This is a genomic window from Aquimarina rubra (assembly GCF_042684305.1).
In the GTDB taxonomy this organism is placed as follows: Bacteria; Bacteroidota; Bacteroidia; order Flavobacteriales; family Flavobacteriaceae; genus Aquimarina; species Aquimarina rubra.
Window position 1 is genome coordinate 248,465 of the sequence record NZ_JBHULE010000019.1, and the last position, 17,945, is coordinate 266,409.

At 34.3% G+C, this 17,945-nt stretch carries 20 protein-coding genes; 14 read left to right on the forward strand and 6 right to left on the reverse strand.

What is annotated here, in order from left to right:
* The 4 genes from ACFSR1_RS09705 to ACFSR1_RS09720 are packed head-to-tail and all read left to right on the forward strand — an operon-like array spanning position 1 to position 3,032.
* A complete protein-coding gene (locus tag ACFSR1_RS09705) occupies positions 1 to 516 on the forward strand; it encodes an HORMA-1 domain-containing protein (protein WP_378291957.1) in 516 nt (171 codons plus the stop codon).
* Entirely contained in the window at positions 516 to 1,400 is an 885-nt protein-coding gene (locus tag ACFSR1_RS09710; protein WP_378291959.1) for an AAA family ATPase, read from the forward strand. Before ACFSR1_RS09705 ends, ACFSR1_RS09710 begins: the two co-directional genes overlap by 1 nt.
* Positions 1,397 to 2,242 (forward strand): SMODS-associated NUDIX domain-containing protein, encoded by an 846-nt coding sequence (locus ACFSR1_RS09715; protein ID WP_378291961.1) that lies wholly within the window; start codon positions 1,397 to 1,399, stop codon positions 2,240 to 2,242. Before ACFSR1_RS09710 ends, ACFSR1_RS09715 begins: the two co-directional genes overlap by 4 nt.
* Position 2,243: 1 nt before the next feature.
* Positions 2,244 to 3,032: a hypothetical protein gene (locus tag ACFSR1_RS09720; protein ID WP_378291963.1), complete on the forward strand. Its 789-nt coding sequence runs from the start codon at positions 2,244 to 2,246 to the stop codon at positions 3,030 to 3,032.
* A gap of 93 nt (positions 3,033 to 3,125) precedes the next feature.
* Here ACFSR1_RS09720 and ACFSR1_RS09725 read toward each other — a convergent pair whose 3' ends face one another.
* Positions 3,126 to 3,764 carry an N-acetylmuramoyl-L-alanine amidase family protein gene (locus tag ACFSR1_RS09725; protein ID WP_378291965.1) on the reverse strand — a complete coding sequence of 213 codons (639 nt, stop codon included), beginning with the start codon at positions 3,762 to 3,764 and terminating at the stop codon, positions 3,126 to 3,128.
* A 174-nt stretch (positions 3,765 to 3,938) separates the two neighbouring features.
* Between ACFSR1_RS09725 and ACFSR1_RS09730 the strand changes: the two genes are divergently transcribed.
* From ACFSR1_RS09730 to ACFSR1_RS09770, 9 genes are read left to right on the forward strand one after another with little or no spacing between them, the layout of a single operon-like run.
* On the forward strand, positions 3,939 to 4,226 hold the full coding sequence (locus ACFSR1_RS09730) for a hypothetical protein (RefSeq protein WP_378291966.1): 288 nt from the start codon (positions 3,939 to 3,941) through the stop codon (positions 4,224 to 4,226).
* A gap of 34 nt (positions 4,227 to 4,260) precedes the next feature.
* On the forward strand, positions 4,261 to 4,539 hold the full coding sequence (locus tag ACFSR1_RS09735) for a hypothetical protein (RefSeq protein WP_378291968.1): 279 nt from the start codon (positions 4,261 to 4,263) through the stop codon (positions 4,537 to 4,539).
* Positions 4,532 to 6,943 (forward strand): TraG family conjugative transposon ATPase, encoded by a 2,412-nt coding sequence (locus tag ACFSR1_RS09740; protein ID WP_378291970.1) that lies wholly within the window; start codon positions 4,532 to 4,534, stop codon positions 6,941 to 6,943. The genes ACFSR1_RS09735 and ACFSR1_RS09740 overlap by 8 nt, the downstream gene beginning before the upstream one ends.
* Before the next feature lie 11 nt (positions 6,944 to 6,954).
* Positions 6,955 to 7,524 carry a conjugal transfer protein gene (locus ACFSR1_RS09745; RefSeq protein ID WP_073082266.1) on the forward strand — a complete coding sequence of 190 codons (570 nt, stop codon included), beginning with the start codon at positions 6,955 to 6,957 and terminating at the stop codon, positions 7,522 to 7,524.
* A gap of 2 nt (positions 7,525 to 7,526) precedes the next feature.
* Positions 7,527 to 8,366, forward strand: coding sequence for a hypothetical protein (locus tag ACFSR1_RS09750; protein WP_073082268.1), 840 nt, complete (start codon positions 7,527 to 7,529; stop codon positions 8,364 to 8,366).
* 1 nt (position 8,367) lies between these two features.
* On the forward strand, positions 8,368 to 8,985 hold the full coding sequence (locus ACFSR1_RS09755; protein WP_378294488.1) for a conjugal transfer protein TraK: 618 nt from the start codon (positions 8,368 to 8,370) through the stop codon (positions 8,983 to 8,985).
* A gap of 24 nt (positions 8,986 to 9,009) precedes the next feature.
* Positions 9,010 to 9,936 carry a conjugative transposon protein TraM gene (traM, locus tag ACFSR1_RS09760; RefSeq protein WP_378291972.1) on the forward strand — a complete coding sequence of 309 codons (927 nt, stop codon included), beginning with the start codon at positions 9,010 to 9,012 and terminating at the stop codon, positions 9,934 to 9,936.
* 31 nt (positions 9,937 to 9,967) lie between these two features.
* Positions 9,968 to 10,813 (forward strand): DUF4138 domain-containing protein, encoded by an 846-nt coding sequence (locus tag ACFSR1_RS09765; RefSeq protein ID WP_378291974.1) that lies wholly within the window; start codon positions 9,968 to 9,970, stop codon positions 10,811 to 10,813.
* A gap of 7 nt (positions 10,814 to 10,820) precedes the next feature.
* Complete coding sequence (locus ACFSR1_RS09770; protein ID WP_378291976.1) at positions 10,821 to 11,189, forward strand: hypothetical protein; 369 nt, start codon at positions 10,821 to 10,823, stop codon at positions 11,187 to 11,189.
* Here the strand turns inward: ACFSR1_RS09770 and ACFSR1_RS09775 are convergent.
* Both ACFSR1_RS09775 and ACFSR1_RS09780 read right to left on the reverse strand, forming a co-directional pair.
* Positions 11,186 to 12,004: a caspase family protein gene (locus tag ACFSR1_RS09775; protein ID WP_378291978.1), complete on the reverse strand. Its 819-nt coding sequence runs from the start codon at positions 12,002 to 12,004 to the stop codon at positions 11,186 to 11,188. The two genes, ACFSR1_RS09770 and ACFSR1_RS09775, sit on opposite strands and share 4 nt — an antisense overlap.
* Before the next feature lie 4 nt (positions 12,005 to 12,008).
* Positions 12,009 to 13,331: a hypothetical protein gene (locus ACFSR1_RS09780; protein WP_378291980.1), complete on the reverse strand. Its 1,323-nt coding sequence runs from the start codon at positions 13,329 to 13,331 to the stop codon at positions 12,009 to 12,011.
* Positions 13,332 to 13,659: 328 nt separating this feature from the next.
* Here ACFSR1_RS09780 and ACFSR1_RS09785 point away from each other — a divergent pair, with 328 nt between their 5' ends.
* Positions 13,660 to 14,445, forward strand: a complete 786-nt coding sequence (locus ACFSR1_RS09785) for a DUF2971 domain-containing protein (protein WP_378291982.1) — start codon at positions 13,660 to 13,662, stop codon at positions 14,443 to 14,445.
* Here the strand turns inward: ACFSR1_RS09785 and ACFSR1_RS09790 are convergent.
* From ACFSR1_RS09790 to ACFSR1_RS09800, 3 genes are read right to left on the reverse strand one after another with little or no spacing between them, the layout of a single operon-like run.
* Positions 14,442 to 15,236: a DUF2971 domain-containing protein gene (locus tag ACFSR1_RS09790; RefSeq protein ID WP_378291984.1), complete on the reverse strand. Its 795-nt coding sequence runs from the start codon at positions 15,234 to 15,236 to the stop codon at positions 14,442 to 14,444. The genes ACFSR1_RS09785 and ACFSR1_RS09790 overlap by 4 nt on opposite strands.
* A 33-nt stretch (positions 15,237 to 15,269) precedes the next feature.
* Positions 15,270 to 16,925: a DUF262 domain-containing protein gene (locus tag ACFSR1_RS09795; RefSeq protein WP_378291986.1), complete on the reverse strand. Its 1,656-nt coding sequence runs from the start codon at positions 16,923 to 16,925 to the stop codon at positions 15,270 to 15,272.
* Positions 16,926 to 17,909, reverse strand: a complete 984-nt coding sequence (locus ACFSR1_RS09800; protein WP_378291988.1) for a hypothetical protein — start codon at positions 17,907 to 17,909, stop codon at positions 16,926 to 16,928.
* Positions 17,910 to 17,945: the final 36 nt, after the last annotated feature.

Sequence of the window (17,945 nt, forward strand, 5' to 3'; positions counted from 1 at the left end):
ATGTATAGTACACAAACAAATACGAATACTTATACCGTGGTAGATATTCGTAAAACTTTTGAAAATTGCGAAGCTGATATTCGCACAATAGCTCGAAGAACTGGAAAGTGGTCTACCGACTATGTAGATAATATAATGCACGACGTTATTAAGCTTGCAGAAAATAAATATTTGAATACAGTAGATATCGCTTTATTGAGAGATTCAGATAACAAGGTCTTAAGAGCTTCCAAGTTTAAAATAAATGAAGACGGGAATTCAACAGATAGTGACAGGGCTGGACGTAATAATGATTGGCAGAATATAGATAATACCCATCTAACAGTAATCTTATCATATTCTTCAAAATGGCATAATTTGACCTCTCAGCAAAAAAGAGATTTTCAGAACAATAATAATTTTAAAGTAAGTTGGAGTTCATCATCTATTGACAATTCCTTTCCACATCTAAGCAACAGCAATGCTCAACTATATTCCAGTAAAGGTTACGAACTACAAAAAACCAATTATAAATAATGGCGACAATATTTGATAATACTATAGAACTTCCAAATAAGGAAATTCAAGCTCAAACTGAATTTTTAGTCGGTTTTGAAAGCAAGTTTAATAGAATTTACAATAATCTTAAATTACTTCTAGACCAAGATAGTTTAACTGTATGGAGTAAGAAACATCATTCAGTAGAACTTCCAATTATAAAACAATTAAAGGAGAAGTATCCTTTGATTATACTGGCTGGTGATGCTGGAACTGGTAAAACTATTTCTGCTGCCGCAATAGCGGATAGAATGACCAGAGAGCTTAAAAAAGAAGGTTTTTTTCTTAAACTAAGTACTAGAGTTAGAGGGGAAGGCCTCCACGGGGAAATGGGAAAACTAGTAAATGAAGCTTTTTCACAATTGAAGCAACAAGCAGGTAAAAGACGTTTTGCCTTTTTATTGATAGACGAAGCCGATGCTATTGCTACCACAAGAGCTACAAACCAGATGCATCAAGAAGAAAAAGCTGCTGTAAACACATTAATTCAAAAAATTGACGAAATAAGGGAAATGAATGGTAGAGCCATAATTTTTATGTCAACCAATAGGCTACATTTCATTGATGAAGCAATTTTAAGAAGAGCAGCGGTTATCTTAGAGTTTGAAAGACCTACTTTTGAGGAATGTAAAGAGTTGTATTCACAAAGTTTGAAGGGATTAAACTTTACAACTGAACAATTAGATGAGTTGGCAAAAATGTCTGTAGCTGAAGGTAAATCAGGCCTAGGTTATTCTTTCTCCGATATTCGCTTAAAAGTTTTACCAGAAGCAATTGCTAACGCCTTTCCAAATGAGCCATTATCTTTTTCTATTCTAAAAGAAACTATTAATTCAATTAAACCAAGTCCAGAAATAAAATGATAAGAAAAATACTCCAAGCAATACTTGCAATAGGTCTGTTAATATATGGCTATTTCTTTTTATCCGGCTCGGACTTACAACCTGAATTCATAGGAGCTGGTGTAATAGGTTTGCTCACTCTTCTAGCTTTACTTGTTGAATCTATTATAACGAATCGAAAAAGGTTAGGACTAATAATTTATTGTAAATGGTTGAGTCTAAAAAAACAGAGGATAAGGTTTTCAATGTCATACCTTTATCGAATAAAGGTAGATGACAAATATCTTTTAGTTAAAAACAGTAATTTTCCACATTACCAATTGGTTGGCGGAAAATATAAAATTTTGGATGGTACGAGGTCATTTCTACAAAAGGAATTTGACGCTATTGATGACCCTAAGCTACCGAATAAAGACTTAATGAAAGATGACTTTGCCTTATTTATTCCTGCAGGTAAAGCAATTAAGTTTTTGGACTGGTTTAATCAAGGAGAGGACCGTGAAATTAGTCATTGGAGAGAATTTTACGAAGAACTAATTGAAGGCAAAGCAAAATTATTGGATAAAGAAAAATTTCCATATATAAATTACAACTTCAAAGGAAGAGTGCGAACACCTGTAAAAAGGACTCCAGGATGGGACTGCTATGAAATTCTACAGTATGATATACTTGATATCATTCCTACTCCTGAGCAAAGGCAAGAATTAAGGAAGCTACAAGAAAAGGGAGATAAAAAATATCATAAATGGGCTGATACAGAATTAATTCAATGTTTGGGTCACGACAATAGAGAAAAAAAGCAAGTATATGATATTGGCATTCATACTAAATGGGCAGTGAATATGAAATGGAGCAAGGAATAAAATGATAGAATTTAGAAACCCGTATCACATTGAACCACCTGGTTCTTTACGTCAAATCTTATCGCATCCGGTAAAAGAAAATGGAGTAGTTGAATTAGCTCTTTTTCAAGAACATCGTTATGCATTTTTCTTTTGGAATAAATGGATTAGGGAAAAACGAATGACTATTCCTCCGTGCTTAGTTTCTTTAGACTGGCATCAGGATTTATGCTATCCTTGTGAGACTGAAAAAGAATGGCTAGACAGTTTGGATTTATCAAGTGATGCTGATACTTCAATATTTTCTTGGGCAAAACTTAATGGATTAAATGATGGGCATATTCTGGCAGCGGCATATTTAAATCTTGTTGGTAATATTTATGTACATTGCAGACAAGCCTCATTTAAAGAAGCTTGGGAAGATGAAGAATTAGTTGATAAGTTTGGTAATATTCACTTAATTAAAAAGTTTAAAGAAATTGAGGAGCTTGAGAATTTTCTTCTTGAATCCAAGGAAGAGAAAGTTTTTTTTGATATTGATTTAGATTTTTTTGTTCTAGATAGCGGGTTACATAATGGCAATTTTGATTTCACTTATTTAAAGAACAATGAGATTGAAGATATTCTCAACTATAAAAGGCCTTTATTGAATTGGATATTTAATAGATTACTCGGCTTTACAATAGCTACAGAGCCTGAACATTGTGGAGGACTTTTAAAAAGCAACCAATTTCTTAATATGATAAATAAAGCCTACTTTGAGCCAGAACTATTCTCCCCAAATTGTACTTGGAAATGGAAGAATAAATAAGCTTTTATTTGCTAAGTAAAACCTTTATTTCCTTTAAAGTAGATACGGTAATACTCTTCAAACACCTAACAACTTCTATATATAGTTCTGTCATTACTCAAAATATTTAATAAGTGATTCCAAGACCACCAAGGCCAGTGCATCCTGCTTATCACTTCGTTCCAAATAACCACCTTCGTCCGCAGCGGACAAAAAACCAAGCTCTAACAATATCGCAGGACAAACCGATTGTGTCTCTCGTAACACTTGAAAACTGGCTTGCTTTACACCTCTAGTTTTAAAACCTAATTTCTCTTTGGCTTCTGCTTGAATTTGATAAGCTATATACGTCGAGCTTCTTTTGTAAATACTATTATCAAAGACATACACTTCGATTCCTTTCGCGAAAGCGTTATCTGCTTGATTGCAATGCAGGGAAATAAAAACGTCTGGTTTTAAAACCTTGGATAGCTTTGTTCTATCACCGAGAGCTATCAAAGTATCTATATGTCTGGTAAGATATATTTCAAAGCTATTCTCGAAAACCAGTGTATTTAATCGCAGAATCTTCAAGGCAATATTCAATACTATATCCTTTTCCTTGATACTATTACCGCTAACCGCTCCATAGTCTGTTCCACCGTGTCCAGGGTCAATAATTACGATTGGTTTTCTAGCCAATCTTTGACTCTGAATAGGCATTAATATACCACAAGAAATTAAACATAGTATGGTAAGCAAATGAACTCTCATTTTTTAAATTCTGTTTTACACAAAATGCAATGATTTCAATATTTCCATAGGAATCTTACAAAATTTAACAGCGCGCTACGTTAAATTTTAGTAGATTTTCTACATAATCATCCTCTCATAATAGATTTCGCAAAATTCTAATAATCAATGCCGTAAGGCTAAATCGAAATCATTATGAAAAAATCAATTCTTAAGCTATTGGCTTTACTCTTTGTAACCGCTCCTAGCTTTGCGCAAATTGGTGGTATTGAAGACTCCGTAAACGATGTTGGCGATACCATAAGAGCCATCTTCCCGATTCTCTTGGGGGTCATCTTTCTTGTTGGCTTTCTATTTAATGCAGGACATTTCTTTGGAGAGAATGCCGACCTGAAGAAAGGAATTACCAGAGTATTAGTGTTTGTACTTATCGCAGGAGCTGTAGTAGGCATCTTCACTTACCTAATAGGCATCGTAGTATAATGACCCTCATCGAGGGCTTTATTAAAAGCGCATTATGAAAAAGTTCGAGGTCTATAAAAACATACGGAAGCGGGCAATGATTTTTGGATTGCCCGTATCCCTGTTTGCATTAATGATGGTAGCTGTCATTGCATCGCTTTTAGTCATCATCTTTTCATTCAGCTTCGGTATCATCATCGGTGTACTCGTTTTCAACGCTGGACTTTATATAGGTCTTACCCGATTTGCTCACAATCCGCAGCTGCTTCAATTCGCAAAGGTTTTCCCAAGAATCATCAGTAATAAAAAATCATCTGCCTTGTATTATGAATAAAATAAATCTTGCTGCATATCATCCCATCATTGACATTCAAAACAATGTGGTATTTGCCAATAATGGTAATGTAGTACTATGCTACAAAGGTAGTTTACCCGAAATCTATTCCTTATCTGAAAAAGACTTTGAAGATATGCACAGCTCCTGGTTTCAGGCGTTAAAATCGTTGCCTACTGGCTGCGTAGTTCATAAGCAAGAGGTGTACATAAAGCAAAACTATGATGCGGAGCAACTACCTAACAAAACCTTTCTTGAGAGAGCGACACACGCTCATTTTAAAGGTCGGGAATATATGGAACATCAATCGTATCTGTTCTTTATTCTCACCAAAAACAATGCATTAAATAACAGCAAATATGTAAATCCTTTTCGCAAAGTTTCTGAAAAAGCAATTCGGGAAATGGATGATAACGTGAACGCTTTTGTTAGTGCTGTGAATGACTCCATTTCGTTTATTAACAATAGTCGAAAAATGGAATTCTTACCCTTGACAGAACAGGAAATCCATACGCTTACAAACAACTACTTCAACGGATTTAACAATGGTCTGGACACAGATATTATTCTAGATAAAGCCAATGCCAATATCGGTGAGCATTACTTTGATGCGCTTGCCGTAAATAGCGAATTATGCTTTGGCGAAAGCGTACAAACGAGTAAAACAAATGACAAATTCACTTCGGATGATTTTGTCTTTCATCAAGGATATATTGATGGATTGGGATTGACTTTAAATGAGAATCATATTGTCAATCAAATCATCTATCTCGATGACAAACAAAAATGGCGCAAGCTGCTCGATAAGAAAGTAGAAGAACTCAACAAGAGTTCCAACTTTGGTTCACAGAATAAAGTCGTTCTTGGAAAAATACAACACATCCTAGACCAGATTAATGCTGATGACCGTGCTCGTGTTATTCGAGGACATTTGAATATTGTTTACTGGCATACGAATCCCGAACAACTCAACCGCATCGCATCCAAAATCAAAACAGAGTTTAAAGAGCTTGATATCATCCCATACTATCCTCGCGGTGAAGAACGGAAGAACTATTTTTTAAATAGTTACTTCTGCCATTCTTCAAATTTTTCAAACGAGGATGTTTACGTAACCGACTTGAAACACGCTTTATGCTTACTGATTAATAACAGCAATTATAAATCAGATAAAACAGGCATCATATTCAATGACCGTGAACACAATATTCCGGTTCTAAAGGATGTTTGGGACGAACGAAAGAAGCGCATCAAAGCTCGGAACTTTGCCATTTTCGCTCCTACAGGAGAAGGAAAGTCTTTTTTAGCTAATAACATCCTACGTCAATACTTTGAAAGTGGTGTACGCCTAGTCATTATTGATTTAGGTGGTTCATACACCAAGTTTGCCAAACTCTATCCAGAACAGTACACAGTACTTCGTTATGAAAGCGGAAAGAACCTTGGTATCAATCCGTTTTACATCAGCAATCAAAAGGATATCACACCGGAGCGATTAGAAGACCTTTCGGTTTTCTTATTCGAGTTGTTTGCTTCAGATTTAAAAGTGACCAAAGCGCAATCGGTTTCTGTAAAAAAGATTCTTCGGCATTACTATAAGCAAACAGCTTTAGGACATTCCCTAAATAACTTTTATGCTTTTATCGAAGCCAACAAAGACCAACTACTGCAGCAGTTGAAAATCCACGAGGACTATTTCAATATTACGAACTTCTTACACATAATGTCTGAATATGTTGGTGACGGATTATACAGTTTCCTTTTTGAAGTAAGCGAAGACCAGACTTACAAAATTGAAGACAAGCGTTTAATCGTTTTTGAGCTTGACGAAGTAAAGGATAACAAGGAAATCCTTTCTGTAATGCTTAAGCTCATTAAGTCTGCCATCCAACGGACCATTTGGAGAAACCGCGCTGAAAAAGGCATCATCCTTTTCGATGAGTTTGCAAAACAACTGAAGTTCGATAATGTATTGGAGAGTGTTGAATTCTACTACCAAGCGATTAGAAAACAGAATGGTGCCATCGGTATCATTTTACAATCCATCAATCAGTTGCCTAATAATTCTACTTCGGCAAGTATACTAGAAAACACGCAGGTCATTTACAGTCTGAATAATGAAAAAGGTTATGATGAATTACAGAAACGTCTCAATCTTTCAAGCCACGACTTGAACCAACTAAAATCTATTAAAAATAATCTCACAGGAGCTCGAAAGTACACCGAAATGTTCATCAAAATTGGAAAGGAGAGTAACATCTTCCGGTTAGAAGTTCCGAAGAAAGTCTTTGCCGCCTACTTAACCGACGGCGAAGAAAACGACGCCATAATGGCGATTTATAATAAGCATAACTGTATGGAAAAGGCTATCACCGAATACCTTAAAAATGAATATTCATCTTAAAACAAAAACAAATGAAAGCAAAAATCTTAATTATCGTAATGCTATTCCTGGGCAGCTTCAATGCAACCGCTCAGGGAATGCCGGTATATGACAACACCAATTTTATAAGCCTTGCCAAGTCGCTTATAGAATCTGCAAAGCAAACTTCACAGTTATTAAAGACTGTTCAGTTTATGAAAGATGCCAAGGAGAGCATCGAGAAAGTAACAAATGTTGTGAGACAGTTAAAAGCTGTACAGGAAATAGCCAACAATCATCAACAGCTGTTCAATGTATTACAAAGCGACCTCAATGATATTTTAAGCTCCCCATACATCAAAGTAGAGGAAGTAAACGCGATTACCAATTCCTTTAATGCTATTGTGGAAAGCTCACTCGACACTGTAGACTTTATTGATGAAATTCTATCGAGCGATTATTTAAAAATGACAGATGCTGAGCGTGCCGAAATTCTGAAAGCAAAAGAACGTGAGTCTGCTGAAATGGTTGCCGAAATCAACCAAAAGACAAAACGCTATCAAGACATTATCTCCTTTAGAAAAATGCAGGATAAGATTAATAATCGCGCAACATCATACTAAAGATGATAGCAAATATCTTTTTAGGAATAGGACTAGAGTATATAGATGCTGTTTTTCAAGTGATAAAAAACAGTGACTTCTCGCAGTACACTATTGCAGGAATGAAAACCCTTGCGGTACTGTTTTTCTTGGTCAATATCCTAAAGAAGTACAATGAAGGTATTGCAAACAAGGATGGTTATACTTGGGGATTGAGTCCAGGAGAACTTGCCAAAAACTTTGCGGTTGTTCTCCTGGTTATCTTCTCTACACAAGTCCTCGGTTTCTTTGACGGCATTTTAGTCGCCATCGAGGGGCAATACCGAAACACGGCTCCTGCGCTCCTTCCGCTACAATTACAGGACATTCCTATTGAAGAAGATGTGGGCGCATTGGAAGCCGCCAAAAAGGCAATGGCGCTCCTTTACGATGCTTTGGTTACACCTTTGTTCGGTTGGAAAATCATATCGTTCATCATCAGTTTAGGACTATGGATTTTGGACCTTTTCATTTATCCACTGTTCCTAGCAGAACGCTATTTCTTACTAGGTATAATGCAAGCCTTTTTCCCTTTAGTATTGAGTCTTGCAGTTTTTGAAAAATTCAGGTCTATGGCCTATAACTTCTTCAAGTTATATGCTGCTGTGTATATGCTCGTACCAGCGTTCTTTTTAGTCAATGTTTTTATCAATGCCATTTATACTGAAATCAACACCACTTTTTGGGTGGACTTATTCGGTACAGACGTAGGCAGCAACTTCTTTGCGCCTGTGGTGGAACTTGGGTCTATCATTTTCATTGTATTTCTAAAGTTCAAACTATACAAACGTGCCACGACCTTCACCTTTAAATTATTCACTTAAAATGAAAACATCTTATAAAAACATATACGCTGTATTACGAATCAATCGCTTCATTGTGTTATCGGTTGTTGTGTGTGCTTTGGGGACAAGTGGGTTTTGCGGGTTTCTAATTCACAAAACCCACACCGAAGCATTGAACAGTTCCTTTGCCATTAATACAGATGGCACGGTTATACCCTTGAAATGGGTAGCGCAAAAGGAAAATTTTCAAGTGGAAGCACTCGCACATTTGGAGTTATTTCATACCTACTTCTACAATATCGATGCAAGCAATTATGAGAAGAACTTGGAGAAAGCTTTATGGCTTGGTAATAGTTCTGTGGATAATCTCTACCGACAGAAAAAAGCAGATGGGGTTTATAACAGACTACTCCAATATTCCCTAGTCCAAAAAGTGCTGAGTATTGATACTCAACTCGACCTTAATGCAGAATCCTTTGCTTTTAGAACCACCACCCTTTTTGAAATTAATCGTGGTACTGTAGTCGATACGTATGAACTGGTTTCTACTGGAAACCTAATCAATGTGAATCGCAACTTTCCACATAACACACACGGACTACTCATCACCAACTACTTTGAAAGTAGTTTGAAGAAAATTGAAAACACAAACCCCTAATCATAGGGATTAAAACACTTAATTATGAAAATTGAAAAGAATAAATTAGTCTTTGGGGGAGTCATCGCAGTAGTTGTGATTTTCTTGATTTCCTACTCATTCATTGCTTTGGGAGATGACGAAGATGATACCGAAAATCTAAAGCAAACCCTCGTTCCAGAACTAGAACAAGAGCAGGAAGATTACACTTCAAAGTTGGATGCCATTAACGACCTTAAGGAAGTACGGGAAACCAATGCACCGAGTATCTACGATGAAAGCCTTTTGGACTCACTTGGTTACTATGACCCAGAAAATGCCATCAAAGAAAAGGAGCGCATTGTAGATAGCATTTACCGACTTGGAAAAATTGATTACAAAGAAAATCGATATCGGGATGCCGCTCCGAAAATCAAAGTAAAGCCCATTCCTCCTAAAAAAGATAGCATCGTTACCGAGGTTGACCCAACTATTGAAGCCAAAGAACTAGGCTTAGAACATCAACTATTCTTTGCTTCCAATCCTCTTAAAAACGAACTATCTGCCAATGTGAAAACCGACAATCAGATATATGTAGCTGTGGACGGCAATCAGACCGTTAAGGCGGATTTCAGATTACGTATGCGACTTGATAAGGATGCCATAATCAATAACAGGCTCATCCCAAAAAACACACCTGTGTTTGGCTTTATAAGCTTTCAGCCTAATCGTGTTTTAATTGAGATTGAAAATATTCAGAATACATCAGTACATCTAACAGCATTCGATTATGAAGATGGCAGCGAGGGTATTTATGTAGAAAATAGCTTTCGGGCTGATGCCAGACGTGAAATTGTCGAAGATGTCGTAAACGATATCAATATTGGTGGAGTACCACAAGTTAGCGGTATTAAGCAACTCTTCCAACGTAGTAATCGCAATGTAAAAGCAACGATTGTAAACAATTACAAACTCATTTTAAAACAAGAATAATCGCCCTCTAGGGGTATTAAAATTATACAATATGAAAAAGTTAATCTTAATATGCAGTCTTATTTGTTATACTGCTTTCGCGAAAGCACAAACCACCAAGCACACTCCTGAAGTTTTGGACACTATTTATGCCAATGATGATAAGAACGTAGCCCTGTTTTTCCCTAATCCCATACGCCAGGGAATTACTGGAGCAAATCACTTCGTATTTACATATAACCGTGAAAGAGAACAGCATTTTGGACTGCTTCAAGCCAAGCCTGGAAAGGAAAGCAATTTACTGATAATCAACAATAATGGTGATATTTTTTCGTATATTGTAAAGTATAAAAACCACTTAAAACGGTACAACTACTTTATACCGCTTTCGACCGCAATTGGCAATGAAAAGCCAAAGAAAGACCTACTAACTAACCTTGATACGTTACCTGCGCCACGCTTTGATAAGTCAGCATACTATGAACGATTTTGCTCATATCTGATAAAGCGAACACAGCGCATCGGAAGGATAAAAACAAGACAAAGCGGTATTATTATGGCCGTTGAAAATATTGTTTTTGATAAGGAAGAATTGTACTTCGTTGTACAAGTCGATAATAGGTCGTCGTTAGACTATGACCTGAATTTTATGGACTTCTCGATTACCACTCGTAAAAAAGGAAAAAAGAAGTCTTTGCAGAAGCTATATCAAACACCGAGTTATGTTCATAAAAAGCCCACTAAAATAAAGAAAGGCACATCAGCTAGAATGGTCTTTGTACTACCCAAGTTTTCTATTAGTAACGAACGTCGAGTAGTAGTAGAACTAAATGAGACCAATGGCGAACGTAATTTGGCGCTGTTAATAGCAGACCATTTTATAAATCATCCTAATTGATAGTATTATGAAAAAAATAGCATTTTACCTCCTGACCTTGGCTGTGCCTTCCTGCAGTCAAGGTCAATTGTCTCATACTGATACGGCCAAGGTTGTCGTTGAAAGTTTCTACCAAAAGGACAATAGCAAACTAAAGAAACATACCACAGAAGAAAGCTATGCTTCCTTTATGTCCATACAAGCTGTGATGGTTCCCAGTGAGCCAGCTACAGGAGCATCAAATTTTAAAGTATTACAGGAAACTGTAGATGGCGACATTGCCTGGGTACAATTCTCAACCTCGTATGAAGAAACTCCTGAAATTTTCAAGCTAGTTAAGGAAGATGGGCAATGGAAAGTGACCGAGAAAGGTAGACGGGAAAAAAGTCCTTTTTAAGATATAATTTGGTTGAAAGGCTTACTTTGGATAAAGCTATCATTTACCACTCCTTCAAAATTTAATTTTGGATTTTGATTTCCGCCCATTTGAGACTCGATATGTAAAAAAAAATCTGAATAAGTACCGGAAAAACTACCCTTATCCCAAGTTTTGAGTAAGCGATGAGTTAATAGACCGTGTTTCATAATAACGCTCCCATCATAAGCGGTTTCGTCGTCTTGACAAGCCGCTAAATGGATTATTGATGCTTCTATATTAACTGCTCTTTCATTTATACTTTGCTTCATAATTTTATATTCTGGATTTGCATCAAATATTAGCTGCCCAGTTTCCGCGTCAAACCCTCTTGTTATAAATTCTTCTTCATCTTTCTCTTCTTCTCCAAATAACCTAGAAATAGTTCCACTGTGACAACAATCTGTTATAAACAAAATGTTTACTCCTCTTTTAAATCGAGAGAACTGCACCTTCACCAAATCATCTAAGAGTAGTCTGTCGTAAAAGACTAAAATTTCATCATATTCATCCTTTTCATCTAGGTTTATATCTTCTACTCTTGTTCCGTGACCTGAAAAAGTAATTACAACTAAATCATCCTTTACACTATTATGAGATAGTTTTATAATTTCTTCCAAAAAAGTTGAAAGAGTTGCGTTGGAACCCAGGAAATATTTCGATGACCAGCCCAAATCTGCGCAAATTTGATGATATGCCAAAGCATCATTTTCGGCATACCTTAACTCATCAACTGGTTTTGGAGGTTTAAAACCAAGCTTATTCAATCCAAAATGTAAACCAATTACTTTACCCATCATTCTAGCCTTTTAGTTTATCAATTTCGTCTTTTAGTACTTTTATTTCCTTCTGTAATTGTAATATGGTCTTTTCATTTTGTAGTACCTGTTTTTCTTTTAAAATTTTCGTTTCATTAATTAATGTGCTGACTTCTTTTTCTAAACCTAAAAGCTTTTTTTGATTTTCTAACTCTGAAACTTGAGGCATTAATGAAATTTCATTTTTAAGTGCATCTAAGTCTTTTTGAACAGTAAGTAAATTCTTGTCTGCCTCTAGTTGTTTTTTTTGAGTCTCAAGAGCAGACAATAAATCATTTCTTTCTTTATCTGTTATTGCTTTTTCAAGATTAAGAATCTCTTTTTCCAATTCTGTTTTACGCTTTGTATTATCAATTTTAAATTGAAAAATTTGTCCAGGTACCGATACGATAGCTTTTGCCAAGTTTATCGGAATAGAAATGAAACCTTCAACTTCTGAAGGCTTATTTATTTTATTTTCCTTCATTAAACCATCTACTAACACTATGTTGGTTGTCTTTTTTGCAAAAAGAGCTCTACTAAGAGGTACGGTAATATTAAGTGTGTTATTTGGTAAATATTCATAGAATTCAACCAAGTAACCATTGAGTTTAGTGGCTTTTGGTTCTATCGAGAATTTGTAAAGAGACATTGGCCGTGTAACTATTCCATCTATCTTTTCTTTGCTATCTATTTTGGAAGAAGCTGAAACAGTTGCTGGTGAGACTAAGCTTATTTTAAAACTAACGTTCAAATCTTTTGAGTTACCATACTTATCATTTTCAGCTATTACCCATATTTGGTCTTTTGGGAAATTTTCTGGGTCAACTATAAAGGTTTTTGTTATCTCCTTTACTGATACGTCATCTTCATCATCACCTTTACTTGCGCCACCAACTCCAAGAATTTCCGAAGGTGCATTAGCAAGAGTTTCAATTATATTAGGTAGCCTATCTTCGGTAGTAATATCAACATTCGTAAGAAGACCTTTATCATTAATTTTAATATCAACATCGTCTTTTGACAATGGATTATTGATATAATTAAGCTTTAGAGTTTGACTGTTATCGGGAACAATTTCCTTTTCATAGTCAAAGGACTGAGAAACAATATCTATCTTTTTTAGATGTTTCGTTTTTTTATCCGTGTAAATAAAAATCTTTACAGTACTGGTTATTTTCAGTAATCCTTTTGGTAAATGATAATACATATTTGCTTTTTCACCTGTTTTACTCAGTTCCGAAGTTTTCACAACCGAGCATCCAGACAAAAGCATAAATAAAATAAAGCAAACTAAAACTACTGCAGGTACAATAAAGAATTTCATATTTTTTTGGTAATTAGTTTATAAAGTATAAGTTACATTTTTTTATTTAATAAAATTAACAATTCTATGAATTGTTAAAATACTCGATAATGGGTAATTTTTAGCTTTTAAGAATTGACCTCACCTCCCGTTTAATCCGCTTAAAATTTTACTCCAAATCAGATTAGGTGTAGTCTATAACATCAGATGGTAAATTCTTAAAAATCTTCGGAAGGAAGATGGACAATGGAACGTAACTGAGAAAGGACGACGTGAGGTTGCGCCTTTTTAAAAATAGAATCTTTGTTTCTTTGCATTATCTATTTCAATTTATGAGTACATTGTCCTTATGTATTCTATCTTCAACCAAAACCATCCTCTTTCAATTGAAATGGGACCTCCCAATGTATTTCGTTTTAGACCACCTAACGAAAATACTTTAAGTGAACTAGCAGAAAATTATGTTTGGTTTTCTGATAGAGATTCATTGAATGATGAATTAGATTCTAATCCAGAATTTGTTAAACTTTCAACAAATCCTGAAGAGCTTCAATTGTTATACAATACAATTGCTGAGAGTATTCTTGACGAAAAAACAAAGCTATATTTTGATAGAAATATGGATTTAAAAACGCTTCAAGAATTTGCGGAAACGAAAATCAAACCATTTGTATCTAGTTTCGGGATAGCTTGTTTTACTATGTATCCAATGAATAAGGATTTATGGGAAATCTATGCCGATAATCATAAAGGTGTTTGTCTTCATTTTGATAGTGCAGCTGACCCAACATTCTTCCATAATGTTCTACCAATGCATTATGTTTCAGATATAAAAAAGAGAGAATACAACGCTATTTCTGAGCCTAACCATATTATAGACCTATTTTACAAGAAAACTGAAAAATGGTCTTATGAAAAAGAATTGAGACTTCTTAAAGACAGGACAGGAAGAATCTCTTTTGATTCTACTTCACTTTTAAATATTATTTTAGGATATGACGCCCAACCAAAATTTGTAGAGGCAGTAATTAATATTGTAAAAACAAAGTACTCAAAAGCAAATGTATACCAAGCTGTTGCTCCAGTATCTATAGGTAGGTTTTCTTATAAGCCTTTGCACCTCCAAACTTCTTAATTAATTATTACTTCTTTTAAGTTTGGTCGGTCATATTTCAATCTTCGAATTGTAACGTGGGGTAAGTGTTCTCTTATGAGTTCAATGATTTCTTCTTGTTGCGTTTTAGACATTTTATAACCGAGAGTAATAGATTTAATTTGCTCTTTTCTTATTTTTTTCGCTCTTTGTGAATCTTCAAAAAATAACTTTTCAATTCGGTATTCTTGTTCTTCACTATACCTTAATGGAAGATTAAATATTAAGTCCGTAATGAAACTAAAATACTCTGGAATATTATCGTGATTAAGAACTTTGCTTTTAGGAAGGTCCGCATCCTTAACATATTTCACGTAACCCTTTGAGCCAAAATTAAGAGGAAAAGTATCTAACAAGTTTAGTTCAACACAAAACCCCTTATGATTCCCACCAAATACCTTCCATAAATTTGCGTTTCTATTGGTTAAACTTCCTGAGAATATTCCTGAAATATCATCAATTTTTTTTCGAGTTGCTAGTTCTATGCCGTCAATAAGTTCATCTGTTATGGGATTAGATTCTATCAAAGAATCAACATATGGATGATTTGGGTCGCTTATATCGTAATACTTAGAATAATACTCTCTACGATTATCTTCATTTTTTAAATAGTCCCTGTCAATAGTATACTCACAATCATAAGCAGCTAAAAACTCTGAAGGTTTTGCAAAATAGATTTCCTGGTGGGTAATTATACGCCTGTGTAAATCCGATTGAAAATTTCGGTATTTGAAAAGTGAATCAGGTATTATTTCGTTCAGTAGAATTTTCAATATTTTCTAGACTATTCTTTTTCGTTTGTATTCCTAATTGAATAGTAATGTTTTACTATAAACTTTATCAAGCAACTTTATTTTTCTATCCTTTAAGGATTGTACATTCCAATTTTCTTCTTCAAGAATCTGTTGAGTAATTATATAAGACGTTGACACATTATCTTTATTCTTGTATGCTAACTTTTTTTCTTGGAAACTATTGTTTTTAGCTTGGACATTTTTCCTCAAAGATAATAGCGTCAAATTAGATATTGAGTTTGTCCACTCTAGAATTTCTTCAGCAGAAAAAGTTTCTTCCCAAGTTTTGGTAAGTGTTTGAGGCAAGATGTGCTCTAAGTGTAATTTAGGTCCAAGTGGTATAAAATTATTTTTATCCTCATCTGATGAAAAATATTCAATTAAAAGCAAAATAGCCCTATCCCATTTTCTTCCATAAACAGAAGAGCTTTCTATTGATTCTTTAAAGGTTTTTGTTGTTGAATATTTATCAATATTCGTTTTAAACTCCTCAACAATCTTCTCTATCGCTGCATTGATTTTAACCAATTTTAGAACATTAAATGAAGTTTGTTTAATTCTTGCAACGGTAGCGCCAGCTACCCAATTTTGATAATAGTATGCAACCATTAATTCTTTCAACTTTTCAATATGACTATACTTTTCAAAAATGGCTGTTGTTAAGATACTATTCCAATATATTTTGTGTCTTAGATATCGTAAACAGTAAATGTATTTATCCTCTTGATTTGACATCAAAATAAACGCATCAGAAAAATCACTTATCTCTTTGATGATTTCTAATGAAGATTTTTCTTCTTTTGTAAATACATCAATTAACTCTTTGTCTAATCTGTTTTTTGGGTTAGAAGATATCTTGTAATACAAATATGTGTTGAGCATATTATCTATCTCTAACTCGGAAAATTTCAAGTTCGAATTAATTAATTCCCATTTAGTCTTAAAGGCAGTTCTGTCCTCTTTTGAGGACAATTTAGACATCAAAGTAGACTTTAAAATGTCTATCGAACTGAGAGGCATTCCTCTATCATTAAGAACATTGAAAATTTGAATTGCACTATCTTGGGAAGGGCAAGTTATGCTTGTTAGAACGACACTTTCGTAAAACCAAATAACGAAATCCTCAATATTGATGTTGTCTTGCTCAACTCTTTCTTTCAAAAACTGTCTTATATAATGAGCATTTTGCAAATATTTATTATCCGGAAAAGTCTTTTCAATATTCTTCGTTTCAACAAAACTAATTCTCTTCAAAACCGTCTCTTCAAAGTCAATCTGATACTTCTCATTAGTCAAAAACTTTAATTTTCTTTTATCCTCTTCATATTCATCCTGTATGGAGTTTGATATATACTTCGATGCCTTTTTTCCCAGACTGACTCCAAATAACTCCCTAAAAACACAAGCAATTATTGTAAAGGTTGTGATTCGTTGTTGACCATCAATAATATCATATCTATTATCAGATTTGTTATCTACTAATACAAGTGAACCACAAAAATAGTGTTCATCATTATTCCTTTGAAAAGCAGTTAATAAATCATCGATTAAGTCTGATATATTTTCCTTATCCCAAGAATAAGGTCTTTGATAATCTGGAATCTGAAAGAAATTCTCGTCATCTACCAGTATCTTCTTAATGTTTTTAATTTCTGCTTCTAATTTCATTTATAAAGATTCTAATTGAGTTAAATATTGTCTACAATATTTTCTTTCGTGATTTTTATTAATATTTTTAATCAGACTTTTTCCTCCTTGAAGAATCAGACCTGCCTCTAAAACTTTCCTGATGTAATCGACACTTGACGCTTCAATATTTTCCAATAATACGTATGTCGAAAGGCCATAACTTATTGTCTTTATCCCTAAACTTGTTAATTCTCCAGTCCATTCTTTTAGTGTTTTGTTAAAAGACTTACTGAATTCTGACGGGTCAATTCCCTTGCCTAATTTTGTATATGCATTATCTAACTCAGAATGAAAAGCTGATTGCTTTTTTTTGAAGTCAGCACTATTCCGAATAGCAATAACTTTATCAATTTCTATTTCACTAAAATCTAACGGAAGCTGGTGCTCTATTATACTTTTTGCCACTAAAATTTTATTGTCATTGGTAACATCTTTTGTTCTTATTGCAATAGATAAGTCATCTAATTTTTTGTTATCTGTAATTGGTGAGGCCTCTTTTTCATATGCAACTTCCTGAGCCAGAAAGGTCATATACAATTGACCTAAATCTTTTGAAATATCTATTCCAAATTTAGAATCTTTGACAAAATCATTCTCTTCACAAAACCATCGCCATTGCCCAACAAATTTCTCATCAAAAAGAGTGTAATTTTGTTTTTCTGGATTTTTCCATACACGAATTATGTTCGCAGAATGTAATTCATTTGCATAAGAATGAGGGTTTTGTAAAACTTTTGTAACATAATCTATAGCCTTTCTAGTTGCTCTTTCTCCAGCTCCATAACCTGGACTTTGCAGTTTAAGTAAATCTGTTTCATTTTGCAATTTCTTATACAACTCCGACAAAAAGGGAATTCCTGTATCTGGAATAATTGGACTGAAGCTATCAAGATATAGTAATGAGAATTTTAACCACTCTAAATCACTAGATTCAAAGTTTGGGTAATAAATTAAGTTTTTCATTCAATCATTCTTTAATACAGTTACTTAAATACAAGA